Source organism: Desulfobacterales bacterium (assembly GCA_028704555.1).
Lineage (GTDB): Bacteria > Desulfobacterota > Desulfobacteria > Desulfobacterales > JAQWFD01 > JAQWFD01.
Genome location: JAQWFD010000002.1, coordinates 41,903 through 68,402, shown reverse-complemented (window position 1 = coordinate 68,402; position 26,500 = coordinate 41,903). Strand labels below are relative to the sequence as shown.

Sequence of the window (26,500 nt, the reverse complement as noted above, 5' to 3'; positions counted from 1 at the left end):
CTTTAGTCAATTGCCTCCGGGTTGACTGATTTTCAAGCGACAGGCCATAATGTCAATGGCCTATGGCAGAAATCATTATGCCATAACGATGTATAGACAATTAACCCGCATCAGTCAATCCTGCTCACGAGCATCCAGACATCATTTTTCCATGCGGATGGTTTACCGCCGGCTCCCTTATCAAGTCTTTTATTAAAGAAAAGCGCTTTTTGTCAAATTTAAATCTGACGGCTGAAAAAAAGGATTTTATTATGTTTGTTTTAGCGGTTTTTTCTTGACAACATGGAAGCCTTTGCTTTAGATATCGTACAATATAAAACCTATAAAATGAAATATTTGTCATAAGAATACTGGGTTGCATTACTCCTGTGCTCTGATGTCTATTTGCGCTCCTTCTGTTTCCTCCAACTCAGCTGATTTAGCTTCTAAAGGTGATTCATGTCCAAAGAACATAGCAATGTAATTAATACGTGTAAGTTATCGGTTGTAAGCCTTTAGTCGTATACCACCTTGTCATTTTAACCATAATGAAAGGAGAGTGTTTTTATGAATGTAACAAGGAGGGAATTTGTCCAGATCACAGGGGCGACCGCAGCGGGTCTTGCGGTAAGCGGTCTCGGATTTGGTCTGTCGCCTGTCAAATCGCATGCACAGATGCTCAAGACCAAATACGGTAAAGAGACCACTACCGTCTGCTGCTACTGCGCGGTCGGTTGTGGTGCTATTGTTCATACCAGCAAAAAAGGGGACGGGCGTCTGCTCAATATCGAGGGTGACCCGGATCATGTGATCAACCGGGGTGCGCTTTGCGCAAAAGGCGCTTCTCTGTTGCAGCTTTGCGAAAATCAAAACCGTCTGCTGGAACCCATGTACAGAGCCCCTTATTCCCATGAATGGAAACAGGTCTCATGGGAATGGTCGTACGAGCAGATTGCAAAAAGAGTCAAGGAAACCCGGGATGCCTCGTTTCAGCATAAAAATGAAAAAGGGCAGATCGTCAACCGCACCATGGGCATTGCCTCGGTAGGCAGCGCCGCCATGGACAATGAGGAGTGCTGGGTATACCAGGCGATGGTGCGTGCCTTGGGGCTTGTTTACGTCGAGCATCAGGCCCGTATTTGACACAGCGCAACTGTTGCGGCTCTGGCAGAGTCGTTCGGACGTGGCGCTATGACCAATCACTGGATTGATATCGTTAACAGTGACTGTATTTTGATTATGGGCAGCAATGCTGCCTCCAACCACCCTATTTCTTTCAAGTATGTCACCGAGGCCCAGAGAAGAGGCGCCACGCTCATCAGCGTTGATCCCAGGTATACGCAGTCGTCCTCCAAGGCAGATATCTATGCGCCGTTGCGGTCCGGAACGGATATCGCGTTTTTGGGCGGGATGGTCAAATACATCATGGACAATAAGCTCTATAATGAAGTGTATGCGGCCAACTATACCAATGCGTGTTTTCTGGTGAGCAAGGAATTTAAGTTCAAAGACGGCCTGTTCTCAGGGTACAGTACCTTGCCTGAGGGGCACGTCAAAGGAAAATATGACAAGAGTCAGTGGGCGTTCCAGATGGATGAAAACGGCGTCCCGAAAAAGGACCTCACCCTGAAAGACAGCCATTGCGTCTTTCAGCTGCTGAAGAAACATTACAGCCGTTACAGCACCAAGATCGTATCCAAGATTACCGGAACCCCGGAAGACCTTCTGGAAAAAGTTTACAAAGCATACAGTGCTACCGGCGCCACGGGAAAAGCCGGTACATCCATGTATGCCATGGGCTGGACCCAGCACACGGTTGGTGTTCAGAATATCCGGTGCATGGCCATCATCCAGCTGCTGCTCGGTAACATGGGCGTTGCCGGCGGCGGAATCAATGCGCTTCGCGGGGAGTCCAACGTGCAGGGCTCCACGGACCACGCTCTGCTGTGGCATATCTGGCCCGGTTATCTGAAGACTCCGAGAGCGTCAAATGATTCTCTGGCATCCTATCTTAAAAAGTGGACCCCGAAAAGCAATGATCCGCTAAGCGCCAACTGGTGGCAGAACACTCCCAAGTACATGGTCAGTCTGCTGAAATCCTATTTCGGCGACAATGCGGTTCTGGCCAATGACTTCGGATATAACTGGATGCCCAAGGTCGATGATGACAAGGACTACTCCTGGATGACCCTGTTTGACGAAATGTTCAAGGGCGCGTTCAAGGGCTTTTTTGCCTGGGGCCAGAATCCTGCCTGCAGCAGTTCCAATGCCAACAAGGTCAGAAGAGCGATGGCAAATGTTGACTGGATGGTCAATGTCAATATTTTTGACAATGAAACAGGCTCATTCTGGCATGGCCCGGGTATGAATCCCTCTACCATCAAAACCGAGGTATTCATGCTGCCCTGCTGCGTATCCGTTGAAAAAGAAGGCAGCATTATTAACAGCGGCCGGTGGATGCAGTGGCGCTACGCAGGGCCAAAGACCCTTGGGAACTGCAAGTCCGATGGTGATATCATTCTGGAGCTCATGGACAAGATCAAGGAACTGTATCACGAAGGCGGTGCATTCCCCGAACCTATCATGAACCTCAAATGGGATTATATGACCGACGGGCTGTATGATCCTCACAAGGTCGCGAAGGAAATCAACGGTTATTTTCAGAGAGATGTCACAATTAACAACAAGCTCTACAAGAAAGGCACCCTGGTTCCCAGTTTTGCCTTTCTGCAGGATGACGGCTCTACCTCATCCGCCAACTGGCTCTATTGCAACAGCTATACCGAAAAGGGAAATATGTCCGCAAGAAAAGGTACCCAGGATGCACCGAACAATATCGGTCTGTATCCTGAATTTGCATGGACCTGGCCGGTCAACCGCCGGATCATCTATAACCGTGCATCGGTTGACCTCAGCGGACAACCCTGGGACAAGGAGCACTGGGTTATCAAATGGGACGGCAGCAAGTGGCTCGGTGATGTGCCTGACGGCGGATGGCCTCCGATGCAAAATGCCGACGGAACCCCCAACCCCAAGAGCAGGTATCCGTTTATCATGCACAAACACGGTTATGCCCAGATTTTCGGTCCTAGCCTGAACGATGGTCCGTTCCCTGAACATTACGAGCCGTTGGAATGTCCGGTTGAAGCCAACTATATGAACCCGAAACAGAAGATGAGCCCGGTGGCACCGGTTTACGGTACGGAAGCAGATCCGCATTCTTACCGTGAAGGGGTCTGTGATCCGAGGTATCCGATTGTGGGCACTACGTATCGGGTTGTTGAACACTGGCAGACCGGTCTGATGACGCGGCCGCAGCCATGGCTGCTGGAACTCCAGCCCCAGGTGTTTGTTGAGATGAGTGAAGAGCTGGCGCAGCTCAAAGGCATTGATAACGGGGAACGGGTGATGGTGTCCACTCCGCGGGGAACGCTTGAATGTACTGCGATTGTCACCAAGCGGTTCAAACCGTTTAAGATCGGTAATAACATCGTCCACGAAGTGGGCGTGCCATGGCATTTTGGATGGCGATGGCCGGAAAACGGTTCGGAAGATTCTGCCAACCTGCTGACACCGCCGACCGGGGATGCCAATACCCGTATACCTGAAACCAAAGCATTTATGTGTAACGTCAGCAAAAAATAGAAGGGGGTGATCTGAATGAGTAAAGCATTTTTCATTGATACGACTGTTTGCACGGCATGCAGAGGATGCCAGGTTGCCTGCAAACAGTGGCACGATCTTCCCGCGGAAATTACCAAAAACCGCGGTACATATGAAAATCCGCCAGATCTGTCCTTCAATACCTATAAAGTGGTAAGGTATCGCGAAGAAGTGGTGGATGGCAAGCTGGAGTGGCTGTTTTTTCCGGAACAGTGCCGGCACTGCGTAGAGCCGCCCTGTGTTGATACGGCCGAAGATCCGACCGCAATTTTTAAGGACGAAAAGACCGGTGCGGTAATTTTTACGGCAAATACCAAAAACCTGGATGCCGATGCCATTATTGAGTCCTGTCCGTATAACATTCCGAGAAAAGCCGAGGATGGCACACTCGCGAAATGTGACATGTGCAATGACAGGGTGGAAAACGGTCTTCTTCCGGCATGCGTACAGTCCTGCCCGACCGGTGCGATGAATTTCGGTGATCGGGATCAAATGGTGGCAATGGCCAAAAAGCGCCTTGCCGAGCTCAAGGCAAAGTACCCAAAAGCCCAGCTGCTGGATGCTGACGATGTCGATGTCATTTATCTTGTGGCATATGACCCGGCGCTGTATTCCGAGTTTGCAGTGGCTTCAACGGGTGCCTTTGACGTGACACGGCAAATGGCGCTCAGAAAGATGTTTCGTCCATTTAAAAAAGCAGTATCTCATCTGGTATAGATAAGATCTGTTGAAAAAAAAGGGGAGAAGACCATTCTTCTCCCCTTTTGTACTGGTATTGATTTTGATATGCGTAAGCAACACGGTTAAAGGAGATTACATGTCAGAAAATATGGCCCATACGTCAGATCAGATAAATCAGGCGGTGAATTTTATTTTAAAATTAAGGCCCTCGTATGCAACGATTCTTGAGTTTTATGGAAAAATTTTTTCAGCTCAGGAAGATATGAAACCTCATCTGAATATTAACCCCGTCATTATTTCAAAAGACTTGATACAAATAAAAGCCCGAGATAAATTTCCTTTGATCAGCATATCTGAGTTCGGCATTGACCAACAGGCGTCCAAAGAACTGTTTAAGAGAATTTGCAGCATTTCAGCGGATTCAAATGATTATTTGGCCGATTCTGCCAGAAAATTAATCCGACTGCTGGATTTTGATCAGATTGATTTTGAGGCATTGGTGTCTTCTTTACTCAACAATGATGATTCATTTTTTGAGAGAAATTCAACTCAATTTGACCTGGATAAAAAAGTCCTTGCATTTATCACATACAACAGCATCAAACCCTGCTTATCGGCATGTGCTGATCAACTGGCATCCTATCTGGATAAAAATGTCGAATGGGGAAAGGGCTATTGCCCGATATGCGGAAGCGCTCCGGGTATTTCCATGTTTCAGGGGCAGGGCGAACGGTTCCTTTACTGCAGTTTCTGCTGGCATAAATGGACGGCCAAACGAATATATTGCCCGTTTTGCGATAACCGGGATACCGAATCGTTACAGTATCTTTTCAGTGAAGACGAAAAAGAATATCGGGTGGATATCTGCGATAAATGTAATAAATATATTAAAACGGTGGATACAAGAGCAACAGAAAGGCTGATATACCCGCCTTTGGAACAGGTGGCAACGCTTCATCTGGATATCAAAGCGAAAGAAATCGGTCTGCTGAGCGGTGTTGAACTGTTCTTGTAACGCAGAAAAGAACCGGTTCAGCCGAATCGGGGATTATCAAAAGGACGCTTGAATCGGTTTCACGTTCTGCGGGAACAGCGTTGGCTGAAATTTCAGATCGAGCGCCATCTGTAAACGGCTCGTTTTGCGAAGCCGGATCTTCCGAGATGCTAATCGGCAGGTTCGGCTTCTGTTTTTGTAATGGCCGACGGACAATGCGTTACAGGCCTATTTTAAGCAGACACTGTCTGAAGACCGTTTTAATCCGGCTGTAATTTTTGAACGTTGACTTCAGTGGCAGCATATCCTATAGAAAACAATAAAATTTATTTTGCTCAGATGGCAATAGCACAGGGAGTCGTTGAAATGGATCTCTTTAGAATGCGCTGCTATGAAAAAACATATTAAGCTTCTCCCCCTTCTCATTTCAGCTGTTATTGTCGCTTCTGGAATCACCGCCTATCTGACCGGAATTTCTTTTCTGGATATCATGGAATTGAAAACCATAGATTTGAGATTCCAGTCACGAAAAACCATTTCGCCGACTCCTGAGATCGTGATCGCTGTTGTGGATGAGAAAAGCATCGCCAGAGAAGGCAAATGGATCTGGCCCAGATCGAAATTTACCGATCTGGTAACCCGGCTGTCCGATGCCGGCGTCAGGGTCATTGCCTTTGATATCGGGTTTCTGGAGGCGGATGAAAGGCGTGTGCTCAATGCCATAGACCTCATTCATCATACCTCTGAAACATACGGAATCCGTCATGATCGATTCGATCAATACCTGGGGCAGCTCAAAGGCCTTTTCGATTACGATCAGCAGCTGGCCGATGCCATTTCAAAATCCAGCGCCAAGGTGGTGCTGGGGTATTTTTTTCAAATGGATTCAAGGAGCGCTCCTTCCATAACCGAAGAGGAATTTGAACAGCATCAGGGTAATGTCCGGGGCGGTGTCTGTCAGTACGTCCGGGTTTTGTCCGGAGATCCTCGGAACATCCCCCTGCGCGAAGCCTGCTATCCACAATCCAATATTACAAAAATTTCAAATGCAACGGATTATGCCGGTTATTTTAACATGTTTTCTGATACCGATGGGGTTATTCGCTGGATGACCTCCGTTATCAGATGCAATGACCGACTCTATGCTCCCTTGGCCGTCATGGCTGCCAGCGCGTATCTGGGCAATCCGGTTTCTCTGAAAATTTCGGAATACGGGGTTGAAAAGCTTCAAATCGGCAGATTATCCATTCCCACGGATGAATACGGCCGGATTTTAATCAATTACAGGGGGCCGGAAAAAACGTTCCCGCACATATCGGTAACCGATATTCTTCATGGCGAAGTTTCAGATACGTTTCTGAAGGATAAAATAGTGCTTGTCGGAGCCACTGCGGTGGGCATTTATGATATGCGGGTCACTCCCATGGGCGAAGTGTTTCCCGGGGTTGAAATCCATGCCAATATTGTTGACAGCATTTTATCCAGAGATTTTATTCAAAAACCGGGCTGGAGCGTCCTGTTTGATATTGCCGCGATTCTTCTGTCCGGGCTGTTTTTCGGAATCGTTCTGTCACGGGCGGGTATTAAAACCGGCAGCATAACCGGTTTCGTTCTTTTTTTCGGCTATATAATGATTTGCCAGTATCTGTTTTCACAAAAAGGCTGGATTCTGAATCTGGTTTATCCGCTTTGCGTAATGATCCTCGTATATGTCTGCTCCACCGTTTATAAATATCTGGTCGAATCGAAACAGAAAAAATTTATCAGGGGAGCGTTTTCAACCTACCTGGCGCCGTCTGTTGTGAAACAGATTATCGATTCTCCTGACAAGCTGGTACTCGGGGGGGAGCAACGAACCATAACGGCATTTTTTTCAGACGTGCAGGGTTTTACGAGTATATCCGAAAAACTCTCCCCGAATGAACTGGTCGACCTGTTGAATGAATTTTTGACCGAGATGACCGATATTATTCTAAAATATGAAGGCACGGTAGACAAGTTTGAGGGCGATGCCATCATTGCGTTTTTCGGAGCGCCGAACGAATTGGAAAATCAGGCCGAGGTAGCCTGTATGGCCTGTATTGATATGCAGCGGCGATTGGCCGGGATGCGAATAAAATGGAAAGAACAGGGAAAGCCCGAACTCAACATGCGGATCGGAATGAATACCGGGCCGGCCGTCGTGGGAAACATGGGTTCAAAAAACCGTATGGATTATACCATGATGGGGGATACGGTCAATACCGCTGCCCGGCTCGAGGGGGTCAATAAAGTGTACGGTATTTATACCCTTGTCAGCGAAACCACCTTTAAGGCGGCTGCCAGTTCCCGGATCGTGGCGCGTGAAGTAGATGCCATCAGGGTGGTCGGTAAAAAAGAGCCGGTCAGGATATATGAACTCATGGGATATACAACCGATATCGATCAGGCGGTCCGCGAGATGCTCGATTGTTACGCCAGTGGGCTGGCGGATTACAGAAAACAGAATTTCAGCCGGGCTGCCAGTCACTTTGATGCGGCCCTGGCGCTCGTACCCGATGACAGTCCCAGTATGACGATGTTGAACCGATGCCGGGAATATCAGGCCCATGCTCCGGGCGAAGACTGGGATGGGGCATTTACCATGAAAACCAAATAATCTCCGGGATGGTTCTTTTAATTTGACAAAATTTTTCAGACATCTGTCAGCATACCGGTTGGTGCTGATATTCTTTCTGGTCAGCCTTTTATGGTGTTATTTCCAAAACGGATCATGGTCTTCTGATTATGAGGACAATGGCTTTGAAATCGCCTCAGATCTGTTGAATAACGGCTTATACCCTGAAGCAATCGGGGCTTACCAGAATATTGTCGATAATTCGAAGCATGCTGGCGATCGTGCAAGGGCGCTTCTGTTTATCGCAAATACATACCGGCTGTATCTGAATCAGTATGATTCGGCGCTGAATTTATACCAGAGGGTTATCCGTCAGTATCCGAATGCCCTGGCGGCTGAGGATGCATTATATAATACGGGCGTCGTGCTGTATGAACAGGGAAAATTTGACGGGGCCCATTCCATTTTTTTGAAATTTATAAAACGGTTTCCCCTGAGCATGCGCAAAAAGTCTGCCGAGCTGTGGGGCAACAGTGCCGCGCTTCTGGCCGGGACCGGCCCGGCACTGCATAAGCCGTCCGATCGATTGAACCCGGTCGATACGCAGATCCGGGTTTTGGTTAAAGAAAATGCAAAATCGATCCGGATAGCCGGCAGTACGATCACGGTATCGGATTTATTATCGGGACATGTCCTTTTCAGCGGCGGGGGACCTTTTGTATTTACACAGGCAGACAATCATCTGGCTGTCAATGGCCGGGCGGCAGGCGTTTCCGGCTGCCGGATACAATCCGCCGATGGTATGCTTCAGCTGGACGCCTCCAGGTTCAGAGGTTATGTGACGATATCAGCGGGAGGCGATGGCCTGTCCGTCATTAATCATGTGCCATTGGAGCAGTATCTTTACGGGGTGATTCCGAAAGAAATGTCCTGTGACTGGGAGTCGGAAGCATTAAAAGCTCAGACGGTTGCTTCCAGAACCTATGCGTTATATGTCAAGAGCAAAAGTTTTCAAAAAGCCTATGATGTTACTGCAACGACTGCCTCGCAGGTTTATGGCGGACTGGATGCCGAGTCCCCCGCAACCAATGCGGCCGTTGATGCTACCCGCGGCCAGGTATTGATCCATGAGGGGGAGTTGATCATTGCCTGCTTTCATGCGGACAGCGGTGGGTACACCGAAGATGCAGAAAAGGTCTGGACCGTTGAGTTTCCGTATTTAAAGGGCGTACCGGATACATACAGCTGCAGCACGGATGATAGTCAATGGCAATATTTCATCACCTATGCCGATCTGAGCCGGAAACTGTCTGCGTATGGTCTTGAGGCCGGCAGGCGTGTAAGAATTATACCCGGTGAAAGGTCCGCCTCCGGGAGGGTAATCACCGTTAAGATTATAACCGATGATCGGCGGATGGAATTTACCGGCAACAATTTTAGAATAATGGCCGGGCCGACAAAGCTCAGAAGTACGTTGTTTGAAATGCTGCCCTCTGAAAAGGGCATTCTGTTCATGGGCAGAGGATATGGCCACGGGGTTGGAATGAGTCAATGGGGCGCTGAACAGATGGCTCGTGCCGGATTCAGCTACCCGAACATTTTGAAGCATTATTATCAGAACGTGCGACTGGTTAATATTTGCCGGTAAATGCCTTGCAAAACAGCCGCGTGTCTCAGCCTGTCGAGGCCCGTATGTCTGATGCTTGACCGTCTTATTTTTAAAGGGGGTTTTATGAAACGTTTTTCGTGGCCGGGGCATTTTTTCTGCCTCATGTTCCTTCTTTTGCTGCCGGCCGCATGGTGCAATGCAGAACCGGAACCGTATGACCTTGTGGAACATTTCAAAACCGGCGCTGTCAACTGGAGCCGGGGGCTCATCACGGCGACGGGAACCGGCTCACCCCTTCGCAGCAGTCTTGAAAAACCTGATGCCAGGCAGCTGGCCATCCGATCGGCAAAACAGAAGGCCATTCAAAATCTTCTCGAAACCGCAAAGAACGTCAGAATTAAATCCGATATGCGGGTCGGCGCTTTCGACGAAGATCATGATAGGATCATGGCAAAACTGGAAAATATGGTCAGAGAGGCACAAATTGTCAACCGTGGATATCTATCCGATGGGACGGTTGAAGTGACCGTTCAGCTGAGCATTATCGGGGGGTTTGCCCAGTTGTTGCTGCCACGGGATATCCGTCAGATTGAACCCGTAAGACCGGTCGGACCGGCGGCAGCGCCCCCGGTTCCCGTTTTTTTAACGGAGCAGACATCCGCACCACAAGGCGAATCGAAGCGGTTTACCGGCATCATCGTGGATGCAAGAGGACTGGATGTCCTACCCTCCATGGCCCCGCATATAGTGGATGAAAGCGGCCAGGAAGTGTATGGCGCCGCATATGCCAGTCGGGAGTATGCGGTTCAGTATGGAATGAGCGGCTATTTCAAAGATATTGACAGTGCTCAAAAAAGTTCCCGAATCGCCGACACCCCGTTAATTGTCAGGGGGCTGAATGCCGGAGAAACGGGCCGGTCCGATATTGTTATCAGCAATTCAGATGCCTCAAAAATTCGAAGTGCGTCTGAAAGCCTTTCATTTTTAAGAAAATGTCGCATTATCATTGTGTTGGACAGATTGCGTTGATCAGCGATCCGGGATGGCGTCAGCTTTTATGAAACGAATTTTTCAATGGCATATTCTTTTTTTATTGATGGTCACGGCAGGGCTTCTGACCCCTTGCCGTGTCCACGGCGGTGTCGAAACGGTCGGCGGGCAAGGTGACAGCGGCTCGCAAATAACGCTGCTGCTGGGCCATGCGGCTGTGATTGACGACTATCGCTCAACGATCCGCGTTCTGTCTGGCGGTGAGCGGGTTCGCCAGGGTGAGCGGATACAAACAGCCAATCAGTCCCGGATTGAATTAACGCTGCCCGATAAAAGTTATGTTCGTTTTGATGAACATTCCATTTTTGAACTCGCTTCTGTTGAAATGGACAGGGAAACATCACGGCGTCATGTTTCTATATGGCTTGTCTCGGGCAGAATATGGGCAGGGGTGTCGAACTCCGGGCTCGGTAAAGGAGAATTTTCTATTGTTTGTCATTCGGTTGTAACCGATGCATGGGGCGCTACGTGCCGGGTGGATATCCATCCGGAGGGGGCGGTCATTGTCAAGGTGTATGACCAAGCCATAAAGGTCAGCAGCGATCCGGAACGCTCAATTTCCCTCGTGGCACCACTTCTGACCGGCGTGACGCCCTCGGTTGAACGAGGTAAATCCGTTGTTTCTGAAAAATGGAGCTATCTTGTCCGTCCGATGCAGGAGATGATCGTGAGCCCCGGGGGGGCAGCCACAAGACCCTTCCGCTTTCCGGCGAAAACCGATATGGACGACTGGGTGCTCTGGAATCAGAAGCTGGATGCCAGCCGAAGAAAATGATTGTTTCAGAGCCGTGTGCGCAATCCATTTCAGTGCCATCTGACATGATCTTCCATCATGCCATGCAGCCAACTTTCTTACGGGAATGGCAGAAGGTGTCCGGCACCTTCGCCGGAGGGACAGGGTTTGTGTTGAAACTGAAATATGAAAAAAGCTGCCAGCCGGCGTAACAACAGGCCCCGGATGGCAGCTTTTTTATTACCATGTTTTTTCTGTCGGTCTGTCAGGTCCCCATGGTCCATGATGCAAGATATTTTTTCTGCTCAGGGGTCAGGGTGTCGATGTCGATTCCCATGGCGGTAATTTTTTCTCTGGCAATGGCGATATCGATCTCTTCGGGAACGGGGTATACCTTTTTTGTCATTGAATCATAGTTTCTGGTCATAAATTCAATACTCAACGCCTGGTTGGCAAAGCTCATATCCATTACGCTGGAAGGGTGTCCCTCGGCAGCCGCAAGATTGATCAGCCGGCCCTCTCCCAGCACATTGATCCGGTTACCGTTTTTAAGGGTATGCTCATCGACAAACGGTCTTATCCTTTTTTTGGATGTGGTGATGGCGTCCAGGCCGGTTAAATCCAGTTCGACATTAAAATGGCCGGAATTGGATATGATGGCACCGCTTTTCATCCGGATGAAGTGCTCTTGTCGGATGACATGGATATTACCGGTGACGGTACAGAAAAAATCTCCGAGTTCAGCGGCCTTTGCGATTGGCATTACCGAAAATCCGTCCATAACCGCCTCAAGCGCGGCAACCGGATCAATTTCGGTAACAATGACATTGGCCCCCATCCCGCGGGCTCTCATGGCAAGTCCCTTCCCGCACCAGCCATAACCGCAAACCACAAAACTCGAGCCGGCTATCAGGCGGTTGGTTGCGCGGATGATGCCGTCCAGCGTGCTTTGTCCGGTACCGTATCGGTTATCAAAAAAATGTTTGGTCTGCGCATCATTGACTGCGATGATGGGATATTTTAGCACGCCACCGGCAGCCATGCTCTTGAGCCGGATCACGCCGGTGGTGGTTTCTTCCGTGCCGCCCATGACGTACTCCAGGATTTCGGTACGTTCGGTATGGAGGGTGGAAACCAGATCCGCGCCGTCATCCATTGTGTACTGTGGCCGGCTGTCCAGCGTCGCATTCAGATGCTGATAATAGGTGTCATTGTCCTCGCCTTTGATGGCAAATACTGGAATCTGGTCATAGTGAACCAGGGCTGCCGCCACGTCATCCTGGGTGCTCAGCGGGTTGGATGCACAGATGACCACGTGGGCCCCCCCGGCTTTCAGTGTCTGCATCAGGGACGCCGTTTCCGTAGTGACATGCAGGCATGCGGCAATGCGGACGTCTTTCAGGGGCTGTTCGGCCTCAAACCGCTGCCGGATCCGATTCAGCACCGGCATGCTCTGATTGGCCCATTCGATACGGCGGGAGCCATATTCGGCAAGGCTTATATCTTTGATATCATATTCCATTGGATGTGGATCTCCTTTGATAAGTTATGAAAGATTACAGACCGGCCTTTTCTCTCAGTACATCGGCCATGTTGGTTTTTTCCCAGGTGAATTCGGGTTCGGATCGGCCAAAATGACCACAGGATGCGGTTTTGGCATAAATCGGGCGAAGCAGATCAAGGTATTCGATGATGGCTGCGGGCCTCAAGTCAAATGTCTCATTGATAATTTCCTTGACCCTTTGCTTGGGGACCTTTCCGGTTCCCATCAGATCGACCATTACGGAAACGGGTTTGGCCACGCCAATGGCATAGGCGAACTGAACTTCACATTTTTTGGCAATTCCTGCGGCGATGATATTCTTGGCAACGTGTCTGGCCATGTAGGATGCACTTCGATCCACCTTGGAAGGGTCTTTTCCGGAAAAACACCCGCCCCCATGACTGCCCTGGCCCCCATAGGTATCGACAATGATCTTTCGGCCCGTCAGGCCGCAATCTCCCATGGGCCCGCCGACGACAAAACGGCCGGTCGCGTTGATATAATACCGGGTATCCCCGTCGACCATCTCTTTCGGGATCACTTTTTTGATCACATCTTCAATGATGGCTTCCTTTAAATCCTCATGGGATATATCCGGCTTGTGCTGGGCCGCGATTACGACCGTGTCCACCCGCTTGGGGCATCCGTTTTCATATTCGATGGTTACCTGGGATTTTCCGTCAGGCCTCAGAAAATCCAGTGCACCGTTTTTACGGACGGTCGCCAGTCTTTTGCACAGCTTGTGCGCATACATGATGGGCATCGGCATCAGCTCGGGTGTCTCATCCGTGGCAAATCCAAACATTAGTCCCTGATCTCCGGCGCCCTGCTCCTTGAACAGGCCCTCGCCGGCGGTGACCCCTTGGGAAATATCCGGTGACTGGCGGCCGATGCTGGTCAACACGGAACAGGTCTGCCAGTCAAAGCCCATCTGTGAGGAATGATAGCCGATTTCCCGGATGGTTTCTCGTACGATTTCGGGGATATCAACATAACAGTCGGTGGTGATTTCACCGGCGATAAAGGCCAGTCCGGTTGTTACCAGCGTCTCGCAGGCGACCCGGCACTGTTTGTCCTGCGCAATGATCGCATCGAGAATGGAGTCGGAAATGGCATCGGCAACTTTGTCAGGATGCCCTTCGGTCACGGATTCTGATGTAAACAAGAAATGCTCTTTACTCATAAAATTTACTCCTTTTCATGTGCCGTAAAATTTTTTCAGGTATTGGCATATGGGCTGTCTATGGATTTAGTATGGCGTTATCGATCAGGCGGGATTTTCCGATTTTTACGGCAAGCGCCATGATAACGGGGCCTTTTATGGTGTCGACATTTTTCAGCGTTTCAGGATCGCACAGTGAAATATAATCAACCGTTGCTTCCGGGCAGGATTGTATCAATAATTTTGTGCGGTCAACAATCCGGGCGGTATCGGTTACGCCCTCCGTAACCATGGCCTGAGCGTTTTGAAGCGACTGGTACAGGCAGAGCGCATCACGTCGCTGCACCGGGGTCAGATACAAATTTCGTGAACTCTTTGCAAGCCCGTCAGGTTCCCGAACCGTGGGCGATCCGACAATATCAATGTCAAAATTCAAATCCCTGGCCAGCCGGCGGATAATAACCAGCTGCTGGTAATCTTTCTGGCCGAATACAGCCGTGTGCGGTTTGACAATATTAAATAATTTGGTGACCACCGTGGCCACCCCGCGGAAGTGAACGGGTCTTGATCGGCCGCACAGGTAGCCGGGTAGCTCCTGAAGGGTTACGTATGTCTGGAATCCGTCAGGATACAGATCCTTTTCTGACGGAGCGAAAATGAAATCGGCCCCTTCGTTTCCGGCCAGTTGTACATCCCGCTCAAAGCTTTTGGGATACGACGCCAGATCTTCTCCCGGGCCAAATTGCGTCGGGTTGACAAAAATGCTGACGACGAGAATATCCGCCCGTTGACGGGCCAGACGCATCAAAGACAAATGCCCTTCATGAAGGTATCCCATGGTTGGCACCAGGGCAAGGGTTTTGCCGCCGGACCTCAAACGGTTTGCTTCCTCCTGCATCTGGTTTGCGGATCTTATAATTTTAACTGCTGTCATATTTAAAACTTTCTTTCGCATCCGATCAGGTGAAAATGTCTCGATTCACAAGGGATGAAACAGGGTTGGAATGGTTACCTCAGGATAACGGCTTCAGATAATTGCTTATCTATTACTTTTTCAAGTAAGATCAACATAGTATATTTTCTTTTGGAATTCAAGGAATTGTTGCCGGCTCCAAATGGTTTGATGGGCGGTTGATTCCTGAAAATGCGGTTTGACACATCGATGGCCGTGGTTATTATATAAAATATCATATAACAGCCATAAGGAGGTATATATGCGTTTTGATAAATTTACCATCAAATCCCAGGAACTGATTCAAAATGCTCATAATCTTGCTTCACAGCATCAGCATCAGCAGATTGAACCGGAACATTTTCTGCTTGCCATGCTGAATGAGCCGGAAGGCATGGCACGGACCATGCTGCGGAAGCTCGGTGTGTCCCCGGGTGGGGTGGCTCAGGAGCTGACCGTTGCCATTGAAAAATATCCAAAGGTCAGCGGGGCTGCAGAGGTCTATATCTCGTCAAGAGCAAAATCTGTTCTGGATGCCGCTTTTTCCGAGGCATCTAAAATGAAGGACGAATATGTCAGCATCGAGCACATGCTGCTGGCCATTTCGGATGAAAAAGAGGGGGATGCCGCAAAAATTCTCAGGCGGTATCATGTGACCCGGGAGGCCATTCTAAAGGTGTTAATGGATATTCGTGGTTCCCAGCGCATTACCGATCCCAATCCGGAAGAAAAATATCAGGCACTGGATAAATTCAGCCAGGATCTGACCGATCTGGCCCGACTGGGAAAACTCGATCCGGTCATCGGCCGTGATGAAGAAATCCGGCGGATTATTCAGGTGCTGTCCCGGCGGACGAAAAACAATCCGGTTCTTATCGGAGAGCCCGGGGTGGGCAAAACCGCCATTGTGGGGGGGCTTGCTCAGCGGATTGTCCAGGGGGATGTGCCTGAAAGCCTGAAAAACCGGCGGCTGGTCTCCCTGGATATGGGCGCCCTGATTGCGGGTACCAAGTACAGAGGGGAATTTGAAGACCGCCTGAAGGCAGTGCTCAAAGAAGTGGAAACCGCCGAAGGAGAGATCATCCTTTTTATCGATGAGCTTCATACCCTGGTTGGTGCCGGGGCCAGTGAGGGTTCGATGGATGCCTCCAATATGCTCAAACCGGCCCTTGCCAGGGGTACGTTGCGCTGTGTGGGTGCCACCACCCTGAATGAGTACCGAAAGTACATTGAAAAAGATGCGGCGCTGGAACGCCGGTTTCAACCGGTAATGGTTCCTGAGCCGACGGTGGAGGATACCATCTCCATTCTCCGGGGTTTGAAGGAAAAATATGAGGTCCATCATGGTGTCCGGATCAAGGATTCGGCCATTGTCGCCGCAGCCACGCTGTCCCATCGCTACATTGCCGACCGGTTTCTTCCGGACAAGGCCATCGACCTGATGGATGAATGTGCATCCAAACTTCGGATTGAAATTGACAGTATGCCCGAGGAGATCGATGAAATTCAGCGCAGGATCACCCAGTGCGAAATTGAAAAAGAGGCCCTGAAAAAGGAAACCGATCCGGTCTCCGTCGAACGCCTCCAGAAGCTGGAAGCGGAGCTGGGGGGGCTGAATGAAAAAATTCATGAAATGAAAGCGCACTGGCAGCATGAAAAGGATCTGATCGGGAACCTTCGGAATATCAAGGAAGCGCAGGAGCGCCTGGGCATTGAAGAGCAGCAGGCCGAACGCGAAGGCAACCTGGCAAAAGTGGCTGAAATCAGATACGGCAGAGCATCGGAGTTGAGAAAACGTCTGGATGAGGCCAATCAGAAACTGACCCAGCTGCAGGCAGGTCGTAAAATGCTCAAGGAGGAAGTCGATGATGAAGATATCTCCGAGGTCATATCCAAATGGACAGGCATTCCCGTAAGCCGGATGCTTGAAGGCGAGCGGCAGCGGCTGCTCACCATGGAAAAGCGACTGGCACAACGGGTTGTCGGCCAGGATGAAGCCATTACCGCCGTATCCGATGCGGTCCGCCGGGCACGGTCCGGGTTGCAGGACCCCGATCGGCCGATCGGATCGTTTATTTTCATGGGGCCTACGGGGGTGGGAAAGACAGAGCTGGCCAAAGCGCTGGCCGAATTTATTTTTGACAGCGAACAGGCCATCGTGCGGATCGACATGTCAGAATTCATGGAAAAGCATTCGGTATCCCGGCTGATCGGTGCGCCTCCGGGGTATGTTGGCTATGAAGAGGGCGGATACCTCACTGAAGCGGTCCGGCGGCGGCCCTATTCGGTCGTATTGCTTGACGAGATTGAAAAGGCGCATCCGGAAGTGTTCAACGTCCTGCTTCAGATCCTCGATGACGGACGGATGACGGACGGTCATGGCAGAACGGTTGATTTTAAAAACGTTATCATTATCATGACCTCCAATATCGGCAGCCAGTGGATTCAGGAGTTGGACGGCTCCAGGCGGGAAGAGATGAAATCCAGGGTGCTCGAAGCCCTGCGGGCCAGCTTTAAACCGGAATTTTTAAACCGGATTGACGAGATCATTATTTTTCAGAATCTGCAGCCGGATCAGATTCGTAAAATTGTGGAAATTCAGATGCGGCAACTGGTCAAACGGCTCTCAGACCAGCATATCCGGATCGAGTTGTCGGAAGCGGCGGCCTCTTTCCTGGCAACGAAGGGATATGACCCTGTGTATGGCGCCCGGCCGTTGAAACGCGCCATCCAGCACTATATCCAAAACCCGCTGGCAATGCAGATTCTGAAGGGCGATATCCGGGAAGGGATGAATGTCCGGGCCGAAAAAGAGGGAGATCAGATCGTGTTCAGTGTCCGGTAGCCGTTGTCAGCATTGCAGGCATTATCAATCTTTCATATCCGTGAGTCCATGAGCGGGCGTAACATCCGCTCATGACTCACGGCACCATTCTCATAATCCGATCGCCGGGATTAGCCCGGCCTCTCACCGTCTATGGCTGCGCCGATGGCGGTCAGCAGTTCATAATCGGTCCTGCCTCGGACCTTCATGCTCTGATGCTCTCCGATCTGAATATAATACAGGGTCCTGATCCGCCGGATTCCGCCCATGTATTTTTCCACCTTCCAGGGGCTGTCCACGGGGAGCACCGTATTTCTGACCGATAAAATACCGTAATCGATATGGATTCCGTCAGGATTGACGCCAACGGCACTGAATCCGAAAAATCGGCTGTTGAAAAACCACAGCACAATCAGTACCCACAGGCCCCATGCGATCACCTGACGGATATTTTTTTTCCGGATGGCTGAAACTAGTAATACAACTACCAATCCCAATGCAATCAGCATGATGGAATTTTGTATGAAAAGCGATTTTATGATAAATTTCTGTTCCATAATGAAATGGCTGATAGCATATAATTCCCAGCACTGTCAATACATCAGTCCTGATCACTAACAAAAAGTATTCTGTCTTTTGGAAAGGCTTGTCATTCTTTTCTTGACAGTAAAGACACCATTTGATAGATCGGCATTTTATAGGTGGCTTGGATGCGTGCAGGATTACTTAATATTATCCTGCTTTTAAGTTACAGAGTGCCGGATGCTTTTTCGCAGCCGGGCTAGTGAATTTCATCGATAACACGCAAGAGGAGGAATTGTATGCGACGGATGAAGCCCTTTCTTATGATTCTGGGTATTTTGATGACCGCATTGTTTGCGGCGACCGCGTTTGCCGGCCATGGGGGCTCAAGCGGCGGTCATGATGCAGTGGTGATTGAAGGTGGGGATACTATCAATATCGCCGGTATCATCAAGGATAGTCACGGTGAACCCATTAATGAGGTCGGGGTTACGGTCCTGGTCAACGGTGAAAAAATTGATCAGACCGAAACGGCTCACAATGGCAAGTATGTATCCCGGTTTATGCTGGAAAAAGGCAAAATTGAGCTTTCAAAGGTCACGGTCGAGGTCTACAAGGCAAGTTTTGCAAAGACCGGGATTGAATTTGAAGGCGCTGAACTGGCCCGGCACGGGGACCATCTTTACATCAGTGAAGACATTACAGTGCCCCGCGTTCTGGGACCGGCCTTCTGGATTTCTACCATTGTGTTTATCCTGGCCTACGCGCTGATCACCTTTGAGCTGCTTCACCGGACCATCGCTGCCATGCTGGGCGCTTCCCTCATGATGGCCATCTCCTACACCATCGGAACCATCAATCCGGAATATCATATCTTTTCGTTTGAATCAGCGATCGGCTCCATTGACATGAACGTCATCTTCCTGCTCATGGGCATGATGATCATCGTGGGCATTCTGAAAAATACCGGCGTGTTTCAGTGGTGCGCATATATCACGTACAAGCTGGCCAAGGGAAAAGTGTTTGTTCTGGCCATCTACCTGATGATCTTTACCGCGGTAGCCTCAGCGTTTCTGGATAACGTGACCACCATGCTGCTGCTCACCGGTGTGGCCATCGAGATCTGCGTGTCTCTGTCCATCAATCCGCTTCACCTGCTGATTCCCCTGGTACTGGCCTCCAACATCGGCGGTACGGCTACCCTGATCGGTGATCCGCCCAACATCATGATCGGCTCGTTTGCCGGACTGACCTTCATGAATTTTGTGGTCGCATTGGCGGGCATCTGCGTGGTCTCCATGATCGCACTGTTCTTTTATTCAAAGATGGTTTGGGGCAAAAGTTATGCTTCTGCCAAAGTGGAAAATGTTACCGATTATATTGAAGAGCTGAAGAAAAAATACCCGATTACCGATTCCACCCTGCTCACCTACGGGCTCGGGGTGCTGATTTTTGTTGTTGCCCTGTTCCTCAGCCATGGGTACTGGCATATGGAAGTCTGTATTGCAGCGCTCCTGGGTGCTGCCATTTTATTTACCATCGCCCTGGTTACCAAGAAGGTGAATTTTCTTGAGCTGGTCGAAAAAGACATTGAATGGCCGACCCTGATGTTCTTTATCTTCCTGTTTATCCTTGTCGGTGCGGTCGAGTCTTCCGGCCTTCTGTCCCTGATCGCTGACTGGATTCTGAACCTGTCTCAGGGGAACTTTGTCATTGCCTGCAGTCTGATTCTCTGGGTGGCTGCGATCATGTCCGCATTTGTCGACAATATTCCCTTTACTGCTACCATGCTGCCGATTGTCGCGTATCTGAGCCAGGTTATTCCGGGCGCAGAAAACACCCTGTGGTGGGCACTGGCGCTGGGCGCATGTTTCGGTGGAAACGGTACCATGATCGGCGCGTCCGCAAACGTTGTGACCGTCGGCATTGCCGAGTCCAGAGGATACAAGATCAGCTTCATCGGCTTTATGAAGGTTGCCTTCCCGTACATGATCATTTCTATTATTATTGCTCATGTATGGCTGCTGATGGTCAGACCTGTTTGATGAATTCAGTACGAGCTTAAAAAAGCATAGCACGCTGATAAGTTCAGCGTAAACAAAAAGCCCTGCCGTATTACTGGCAGGGCTTTTTTTATTCCACCGCGCGGTTTGTCTTTCATCAGCTACCTTAAAATGCGCCCAGCTGGCAGGGTGAAATTTTGATTTTCAGGGATTCACATATTTTTGCTGCTGTGAGCCTTTTTTCGCCGGAAGCGTCGGCAATATCCCAGCAGAGCTTGCATGAAATGCGGTTATTGACAGCTGCCTGACGGATTTTTTCCTCGAGTTGGGGGAAGCTGCCTTTCAAAGGGAGGGTAATCGGTTTTTCAGCGTCATAACCATACATACCAAGCTGGCATTTTGAGAGCCGGTATTCCATCAGATCGATGGTGATGCCAACTTCGGATGGTGATATGTTTAATTGATCTGCAACCGCATGGGCGGCGGCGCAGGAAATTTTTCCATCGGTTTGTTTGTTCTTGAGCGCCTCGGCAATTTCCGGTTGCAGCGTTGTGCCTTCAGGATGTTTTTTTGCATAGTGTCCGGCATCTTCATGCGTCATGAGTTTGTTCTCCATATGTTAAGGGTTATGTCAGATAAACGCTGACTTTTAAAATTCTCATTTCCGGATTGGAACCGCCCGGGAATGGCCATTTTTTGAAAGCCAGATTTATGAATAGCCATTAACTATAATCATATCTCCCCACAGTTTCAACCTGCAATAGTGAAATCCGGTTATCCGCTATTGAATCCCCGGAGCACGGGATGCCGTTAAAGCGGCTTGAATATTTTAAAGAGCGACTTTATAATGGAACAAAAGCATTCTGTCCGATCGGTTTTACATCCTCTATTTTCCCTTCCGGCTTTTTGGCGTATGCGTTTCCAGTCTGAATGGCGTTATCAGACCTCGCGGGTGAAAGCGTTTTTTGAAATCATGACCGCAAAGGAGTCTTACCGGCCGATGAACCAGGAATACGATTTTGAGATGATCTGTAAATCAGAGGCGGAATCCGTTGAGCAGTTCAGACGGCAGATTCCGGGGGTTGCCACCGGTATCGTCAAAAGCTTTCATGCCTCCGGCACGTTTACCCACATCGATTATGAACCCATCCCCTCAAGAGCGACGGTGATCGATATTATTGTCCGGCTCAGGGAACTTCTGTTCCCGGGATACTTCACCGGAAAGAAGCTGGACGCCCATAATCTGAGCTGTATGACAGAACAGTCCGTGTTCCGGCTGGCAGACATGATTGCCGAACAGATTACGCTCAGCTTTCGTCACGACTGCTTCCGATATCACCGCCCCTGCATCCGGTGTATTGAAAAAGGCCATGCCATTACCGTTGCATTTTTAAAATCCATTCCGGCCATTCGTGAGATTCTGGCCACAGATGTCCGGGCTACCTATGAGGGCGATCCTGCGGCACAAAGCTATGATGACATTATCTTCAGCTACCCGGGTCTGTTGGCGGTTACCGTGTACCGGCTGGCCCATAGCCTGTTTGAACTCGAGGTTCCGATTCTTCCGCGGATCATGGCTGAATATGCCCACAGCATTACCGGAATCGATATTCATCCGGGAGCGGATATCGGCGCCCGGTTTGTCATCGATCATGGTACGGGCGTGGTGATCGGTGAAACCACCCGGATCGGAAACAATGTGCGTATCTACCAGGGCGTAACCCTGGGGGCGCTGTCTCTGCCGAAAGATGCCGGGGCGCATCTCAGGGGGAAAAAACGCCATCCCAGCATTGAAAACGATGTCATTATTTATGCCGGCGCCACGATTTTAGGCGGGCAGACGGTCATTGGAGCGGGAGCCGTTGTGGGTGGAAACGTGTGGATCACCGAATCGATCCCCCCGGGGACCACCGTGGTGATGGACGCCCCCCGGTTAATATATAAATAGTGCCTGAACGAGCCTCCGATAAGGTTATTACTGATAAAAAATATAAGGGTAACGATATGCGAGTGTTTTCCAATATTAATTTTACGATCGGCTCGACCCCGCTGGTCCGTCTTAACCGGATATGTGAAAATTTTGAGGGGCGGCTGTATGCCAAACTTGAATTTTACAATCCCCTGAATACTGTTAAAGACCGGATCGCACTTTCCATGATTGAAGCGGCAGAGCGGCACCATCTGATCGGGCCTGAAACCCTGATTGTGGAGCCGACCAGCGGAAATACCGGGATCGCGCTGGCGTTTGTCTGCGCGGTCAAGGGGTACCGGTTGTGTCTGACGATGCCCGAAACCATGAGCCTGGAAAGGCGGAAACTGCTATCTCACATGGGCTCTGAGCTGGTGCTCACCCCCGGGGAGCGGGGCATGAGGGGGGCGATCGAAAAAGCCCGGGAAATTTTTGTTTCAAACGATTCGGTGTTCATACCGGATCAATTTTCAAATCCGGCCAACCCCCAGGTTCATCGGGAAACCACCGCAGAGGAAATCTGGCGGGACACCGAGGGCCGGGCAGATATACTGGTATCGGGTGTCGGTACCGGCGGGACCATCACCGGCGTATCGCAGGTCATCAAGGCGAGAAAACCGTCGTTTAAATCGATCGCGGTGGAGCCGGCCGCCTCACCTGTGCTGTCAGGTGGGGTTGCCGGGCCCCACAAGATACAGGGAATTGGCGCTGGATTTGTGCCGGAGGTTCTGGATCAGACGATGATTGATGACGTGGTGACCGTCTCCAATGAGGATGCGTTTGAAACCGCCAGACGGCTGGCGAAACTGGAGGGAATTGCCTGCGGGATTTCATCCGGTGCAGCGGTCTGGGCAGCGCTGGAAGTGGCACGGCGTCCGGAAAACAGGCAAAGCTGCATCGTGGTGATTATTCCGAGTCAGGCGGAGCGCTACATCAGCACCGAGCTTTTTCTTTAGGGCCTTGCCGGCGATCATTCGGAAACTGACACAGCGTCTGCCGATTTCCGGTAAAGCGCATAGTAGGTTACCGGAATAATGATCAGGGTGAACAGGGTCGATGCACCGATGCCAAAAATCAGGGCCCATGCCAGGCCGGAGAATACCGGATCCAGCGTGATCGGCCAGGCGCCCAGGGCGGTGGTCAGCGCGGTCAGAACAATCGGGCGCATACGGATGGCACCGCTCTGTAAGATCGCTTCTTTGAGCGGTATGCTCCGGCCGAGGGCATCCTGAATAAATTCAATCAGGATCAGGGAATTTCGGATCACAATTCCGCCCAGGGCGATCATTCCGATCATGCTGGTGGCCGTAAAAAACACCGGATTGTAATATCCGCCGATATGACGGCCGACCATCAGATTGAGCAGGTAAAAACCGGGCATGATGCCCAGCAGCGTCAGGGGAATGGCCATCATGATCAGCAGGGGCATGAAAAATGAATTGGTCTGGATGATCAGCAGAATGTAGATACCGATCAGGGCCGCACCAAAGGCGATTGCCATATCGCGGAATACCCTGAGCGTGATTTTCCATTCGCCCTCACCCGCCCACTGGACCCGGATGCCGGGGGGCATTGGATGAAGCCTGATCTTTTTTTGCATGTCGATGACGGCTTCGGCAGGGCTGCGTCCGGCCATTTCAGCTGTCACATAGACGACCCGTTCCAGATTTTTGTGATAAATCGGCTGGTCTTCCGGAATATTTTCAATACGGGTCAGCTCCGCCAGCGGCACCAGACTGCCGGAGGCGGTCCGAATCGGAATCTGTGACAGACTCGTCATGTCGGACCGGCTGATTCGGGGTAAAATGACATGAACCATCAGCGGCTGACGCTCCCCGGATATATGAACCGTGGCGGGTGACATTCCCCCTATAGCCATTTTCAGTGTCTGGATGACCGTGCGGGTATCCACCCCGTGAAGCGCTGCTTTTTCTTTGTCCAGTATAAAATTGATTTTGTCCCGGGCGGCTTCTGCCATGACATCGATATCCACGACCGACGGCTCGTTTTTCATGAGTGCCTTGATTCTGAAGGCGCTTTCGATCATTTCTTCGTAACGCCGCTCCGGGGAGGCGTAAATTTCCGCCACAATTGTTGACAGAACCGGCGGGCCGGGTGGAATTTCAATCAGTTTGATATCTGCGTTCAATGAAGCGGCGATACGGTTCAGATCGTTTCTTATCCGGAGGGTGATATCATGACTTTGCTGCTTCCGTCGGTATTTTTCCGCGAGATTGATCCGGATGTCGGCAAGATGGCTTCCTTTTCTCAGATAATAGTGACGGACCAGGCCGTTAAAATCCATCGGAGAGGCCTGCCCCACATAGGATGACAGAGATGTGATTTCAGGAACCGTTCTCAGGTACCGTTCAAAGGATCTTACCACCCGGTCAGTCATTTCCAGCGTGGTTCCCTCCGGCATGTCGATGACGATCTGAAATTCGTTTTTATTGTCGAACGGAAGCATTTTCAGCGGCACAAAACGAAATACAGCCAGCGCAATGGACAGTATCAGCAGAATGATCACTCCCGCCAGGAGCAGGTAGCGCTTCAACCGGGATTCCAGAAAGGGGGATACCATGGCGTGATACACCCGGGCAATCCATCCGCTGGGGGGGGTAACGATGGCCTCAGACGCGCGATGATCCGGTGCCTTTTGCAGATGTTTCAGCAGGCCGTGAGACATCCATGGGACAATGGTCAGGGCGCACACAGTGGAAAATATGACCGTCAGGGGGACATTGGCCGCCATCGGCGCCATATAGGGGCCCATCATGCCGGTGATGAAAAACAGCGGTACAAAACAGACGATAATGGCAAGGGTGGACATGATCACCGGCGGGAGCACTTCCTCCACGGCGGTGAGGATTGCCTTGAATGAACCGGACCGGCCGGAGAGAAGATGCCGCTGGATGTTATCCACGTTGGTAATGGGATCATCGACCACCAGCCCCAGCGACAGGATCAGTGCAAACAGGGTCACCCGGTTGATGGTATAGCCGAACAGGAAGTTGACAAACAGGGCCAGACAGAAGCTGACAGGGACCGCAAAAGCGACGATCAGCGCTTCACGCCATCCTAACGTAACCGCCAGGAGCGCCACCACGGTGAGGATGGCAAAGACCAGAGAACTCAGCAGATCGGTCACTTTTTCCTGGGCCGTCCGGCCGTAGTCGCGGGTAATTGCTACCTGAACACCGTCGGGCAGGATGCGTTGCCTGAGTTCGTCCATCCGGTTCAGGATATCCCGGGATACCTTGACGGCGTTGGTTCCTTTTTTTTTGGCCAGGGCCAGGGTTACGGCCGGATAGGAAACAGGAGCCTTTTCCTGACCGGTTTCCTGTCGGAAAAAATGAGAGAAGCTCAGCCGGGTAAGGGTGTCGGTTTCCCGGGGGCCGTCTGAAACAGATGCGATATCGCGCAGATAGACGGGCCTGTCCTCATGGACGCCCACCATGAGCGCTGCCACTTCATCGGCTGATGCCAGAAACGAGTTGCTGGTGACCGTAAATTCGGTGTTAAACCGGGAAAACGTGCCGGCCACGGCAGAGGCATCGGCATTTTTCAGGATCTGGTACACCTCCGGCAGCGCGATGCCCAGTCCTGCCATTTTCTCCGGCGACAGCTCCACCCGGATCTGCCGATTCAACCCGCCGACAATGTCAGTCCGGGATATGTCCTTTACTTCCGAGAGCCTTGCCAGAACTTCTTCCCCGATCCGTCGCAGCTGGTAGGCATCATGACGGGCAGAATACAGCGTCAGATTGACAATGGGGACATCGTCAATTTCAACCGGCTTGATCACCCATCCTTTGACGATCGGTGCGGCCTGGTCAATATTCATGCTGATTTTGTTGTGAAGTTTGACCAGAGAATTTTCCCGGTCTTCACCGACAAAAAATCGAACCGTAACGATGGCCATATCCGGTCGGGACATGGAATAGACGTATTCCACACCGTCGATCTGCCACAGGAGCCGTTCAAGCGGGGTGGCTATCAGGTCCTCAATTTCCGCTGGAGCAGCCCCCGGGGCCTGAACATAGATGTCGGCCATGGGGACCACGATCTGGGGTTCCTCTTCCCTCGGAGTCACCAGTATGGCCGCTGTTCCGAGACAAAACGCGACGATGATAAGGATGATCGATAAGCGGGAAGACAAAAACCGGTATACAATGCCGGAAATCAATCCCCTGGGCAGATCGCGCGGGTCCTGGTTCATG

General features: G+C 50.7%; 17 protein-coding genes. 11 read left to right on the top strand and 6 right to left on the bottom strand.

What is annotated here, in order from left to right; all coding sequences use genetic code 11:
• The first annotated feature begins 546 nt into the window (after nt 1-546).
• From fdnG to PHQ97_01310, 7 genes are all read left to right on the top strand, one after another.
• Complete coding sequence (gene fdnG / locus PHQ97_01340) at nt 547-3,624, top strand: formate dehydrogenase-N subunit alpha (protein ID MDD4391375.1); 3,078 nt, start codon at nt 547-549, stop codon at nt 3,622-3,624.
• A 15-nt stretch (nt 3,625-3,639) separates the two neighbouring features.
• Nucleotides 3,640-4,359, top strand: coding sequence for a 4Fe-4S dicluster domain-containing protein (locus tag PHQ97_01335; GenBank protein MDD4391374.1), 720 nt, complete (start codon nt 3,640-3,642; stop codon nt 4,357-4,359).
• Between the two features lie 100 nt (nt 4,360-4,459).
• On the top strand, nt 4,460-5,338 hold the full coding sequence (locus tag PHQ97_01330) for a formate dehydrogenase accessory protein FdhE (GenBank protein MDD4391373.1): 879 nt from the start codon (nt 4,460-4,462) through the stop codon (nt 5,336-5,338).
• Nucleotides 5,339-5,708: 370 nt separating this feature from the next.
• Entirely contained in the window at nt 5,709-7,955 is a 2,247-nt protein-coding gene (locus PHQ97_01325) for an adenylate/guanylate cyclase domain-containing protein (GenBank protein MDD4391372.1), read from the top strand.
• Nucleotides 7,956-7,977: 22 nt separating this feature from the next.
• On the top strand, nt 7,978-9,561 hold the full coding sequence (locus PHQ97_01320) for a SpoIID/LytB domain-containing protein (GenBank protein MDD4391371.1): 1,584 nt from the start codon (nt 7,978-7,980) through the stop codon (nt 9,559-9,561).
• An 84-nt stretch (nt 9,562-9,645) separates the two neighbouring features.
• The gene (locus PHQ97_01315) at nt 9,646-10,551 is read left to right on the top strand and encodes a hypothetical protein (GenBank protein ID MDD4391370.1); all 906 of its coding nucleotides are present in this window, start codon (nt 9,646-9,648) and stop codon (nt 10,549-10,551) included.
• Nucleotides 10,552-10,579: 28 nt separating this feature from the next.
• A complete protein-coding gene (locus PHQ97_01310; protein MDD4391369.1) occupies nt 10,580-11,347 on the top strand; it encodes a FecR family protein in 768 nt (255 codons plus the stop codon).
• A 223-nt stretch (nt 11,348-11,570) separates the two neighbouring features.
• Here the strand turns inward: PHQ97_01310 and ahcY are convergent, their stop codons facing one another.
• The 3 genes from ahcY to panC are packed head-to-tail and all read right to left on the bottom strand — an operon-like array spanning nt 11,571 to nt 14,944.
• Nucleotides 11,571-12,827, bottom strand: coding sequence for an adenosylhomocysteinase (gene ahcY / locus PHQ97_01305; GenBank protein MDD4391368.1), 1,257 nt, complete (start codon nt 12,825-12,827; stop codon nt 11,571-11,573).
• Nucleotides 12,828-12,861: 34 nt separating this feature from the next.
• The gene (gene metK / locus PHQ97_01300; protein MDD4391367.1) at nt 12,862-14,031 is read right to left on the bottom strand and encodes a methionine adenosyltransferase; all 1,170 of its coding nucleotides are present in this window, start codon (nt 14,029-14,031) and stop codon (nt 12,862-12,864) included.
• Between the two features lie 58 nt (nt 14,032-14,089).
• Nucleotides 14,090-14,944, bottom strand: coding sequence for a pantoate--beta-alanine ligase (gene panC / locus PHQ97_01295; GenBank protein MDD4391366.1), 855 nt, complete (start codon nt 14,942-14,944; stop codon nt 14,090-14,092).
• 280 nt (nt 14,945-15,224) lie between these two features.
• Here panC and clpB point away from each other — a divergent pair, with 280 nt between their 5' ends.
• Nucleotides 15,225-17,807 carry an ATP-dependent chaperone ClpB gene (gene clpB, locus PHQ97_01290; GenBank protein ID MDD4391365.1) on the top strand — a complete coding sequence of 861 codons (2,583 nt, stop codon included), beginning with the start codon at nt 15,225-15,227 and terminating at the stop codon, nt 17,805-17,807.
• Between the two features lie 110 nt (nt 17,808-17,917).
• Here the strand turns inward: clpB and PHQ97_01285 are convergent, their stop codons facing one another.
• Nucleotides 17,918-18,343 carry a hypothetical protein gene (locus PHQ97_01285; protein MDD4391364.1) on the bottom strand — a complete coding sequence of 142 codons (426 nt, stop codon included), beginning with the start codon at nt 18,341-18,343 and terminating at the stop codon, nt 17,918-17,920.
• 264 nt (nt 18,344-18,607) lie between these two features.
• Here PHQ97_01285 and PHQ97_01280 point away from each other — a divergent pair, with 264 nt between their 5' ends.
• Entirely contained in the window at nt 18,608-20,353 is a 1,746-nt protein-coding gene (locus PHQ97_01280; GenBank protein ID MDD4391363.1) for an ArsB/NhaD family transporter, read from the top strand.
• Nucleotides 20,354-20,477: 124 nt separating this feature from the next.
• Here the strand turns inward: PHQ97_01280 and PHQ97_01275 are convergent, their stop codons facing one another.
• Nucleotides 20,478-20,912 (bottom strand): hypothetical protein, encoded by a 435-nt coding sequence (locus tag PHQ97_01275; protein ID MDD4391362.1) that lies wholly within the window; start codon nt 20,910-20,912, stop codon nt 20,478-20,480.
• A gap of 399 nt (nt 20,913-21,311) precedes the next feature.
• Between PHQ97_01275 and PHQ97_01270 the strand changes: the two genes are divergently transcribed.
• Nucleotides 21,312-22,259 carry a serine acetyltransferase gene (locus tag PHQ97_01270; protein ID MDD4391361.1) on the top strand — a complete coding sequence of 316 codons (948 nt, stop codon included), beginning with the start codon at nt 21,312-21,314 and terminating at the stop codon, nt 22,257-22,259.
• Between the two features lie 56 nt (nt 22,260-22,315).
• Nucleotides 22,316-23,236: a cysteine synthase A gene (gene cysK / locus PHQ97_01265; protein ID MDD4391360.1), complete on the top strand. Its 921-nt coding sequence runs from the start codon at nt 22,316-22,318 to the stop codon at nt 23,234-23,236.
• Nucleotides 23,237-23,250: 14 nt separating this feature from the next.
• Here cysK and PHQ97_01260 read toward each other — a convergent pair whose 3' ends face one another.
• On the bottom strand, nt 23,251-26,499 hold the full coding sequence (locus PHQ97_01260) for an efflux RND transporter permease subunit (protein ID MDD4391359.1): 3,249 nt from the start codon (nt 26,497-26,499) through the stop codon (nt 23,251-23,253).
• Nucleotide 26,500 lies beyond the last annotated feature (1 nt).

Bases quoted from the DNA above. Each gene is read 5' to 3' on its own strand.
- PHQ97_01335 (MDD4391374.1), top strand. From the start codon at position 3,640: ATGAGTAAAGCATTTTTCATTGATACGACTGTTTGCACGGCATGCAGA.
- PHQ97_01330 (MDD4391373.1), top strand. From the start codon at position 4,460: ATGTCAGAAAATATGGCCCATACGTCAGATCAGATAAATCAGGCGGTG.
- PHQ97_01325 (MDD4391372.1), top strand. From the start codon at position 5,709: ATGAAAAAACATATTAAGCTTCTCCCCCTTCTCATTTCAGCTGTTATT.
- PHQ97_01315 (MDD4391370.1), top strand. From the start codon at position 9,646: ATGAAACGTTTTTCGTGGCCGGGGCATTTTTTCTGCCTCATGTTCCTT.
- PHQ97_01310 (MDD4391369.1), top strand. From the start codon at position 10,580: ATGAAACGAATTTTTCAATGGCATATTCTTTTTTTATTGATGGTCACG.
- ahcY (MDD4391368.1), bottom strand. From the start codon at position 12,827: ATGGAATATGATATCAAAGATATAAGCCTTGCCGAATATGGCTCCCGC.
- metK (MDD4391367.1), bottom strand. From the start codon at position 14,031: ATGAGTAAAGAGCATTTCTTGTTTACATCAGAATCCGTGACCGAAGGG.
- panC (MDD4391366.1), bottom strand. From the start codon at position 14,944: ATGACAGCAGTTAAAATTATAAGATCCGCAAACCAGATGCAGGAGGAA.
- clpB (MDD4391365.1), top strand. From the start codon at position 15,225: ATGCGTTTTGATAAATTTACCATCAAATCCCAGGAACTGATTCAAAAT.
- PHQ97_01285 (MDD4391364.1), bottom strand. From the start codon at position 18,343: ATGGAACAGAAATTTATCATAAAATCGCTTTTCATACAAAATTCCATC.
- PHQ97_01280 (MDD4391363.1), top strand. From the start codon at position 18,608: ATGCGACGGATGAAGCCCTTTCTTATGATTCTGGGTATTTTGATGACC.
- PHQ97_01275 (MDD4391362.1), bottom strand. From the start codon at position 20,912: ATGACGCATGAAGATGCCGGACACTATGCAAAAAAACATCCTGAAGGC.
- PHQ97_01270 (MDD4391361.1), top strand. From the start codon at position 21,312: ATGAACCAGGAATACGATTTTGAGATGATCTGTAAATCAGAGGCGGAA.
- cysK (MDD4391360.1), top strand. From the start codon at position 22,316: ATGCGAGTGTTTTCCAATATTAATTTTACGATCGGCTCGACCCCGCTG.
- PHQ97_01260 (MDD4391359.1), bottom strand. From the start codon at position 26,499: ATGAACCAGGACCCGCGCGATCTGCCCAGGGGATTGATTTCCGGCATT.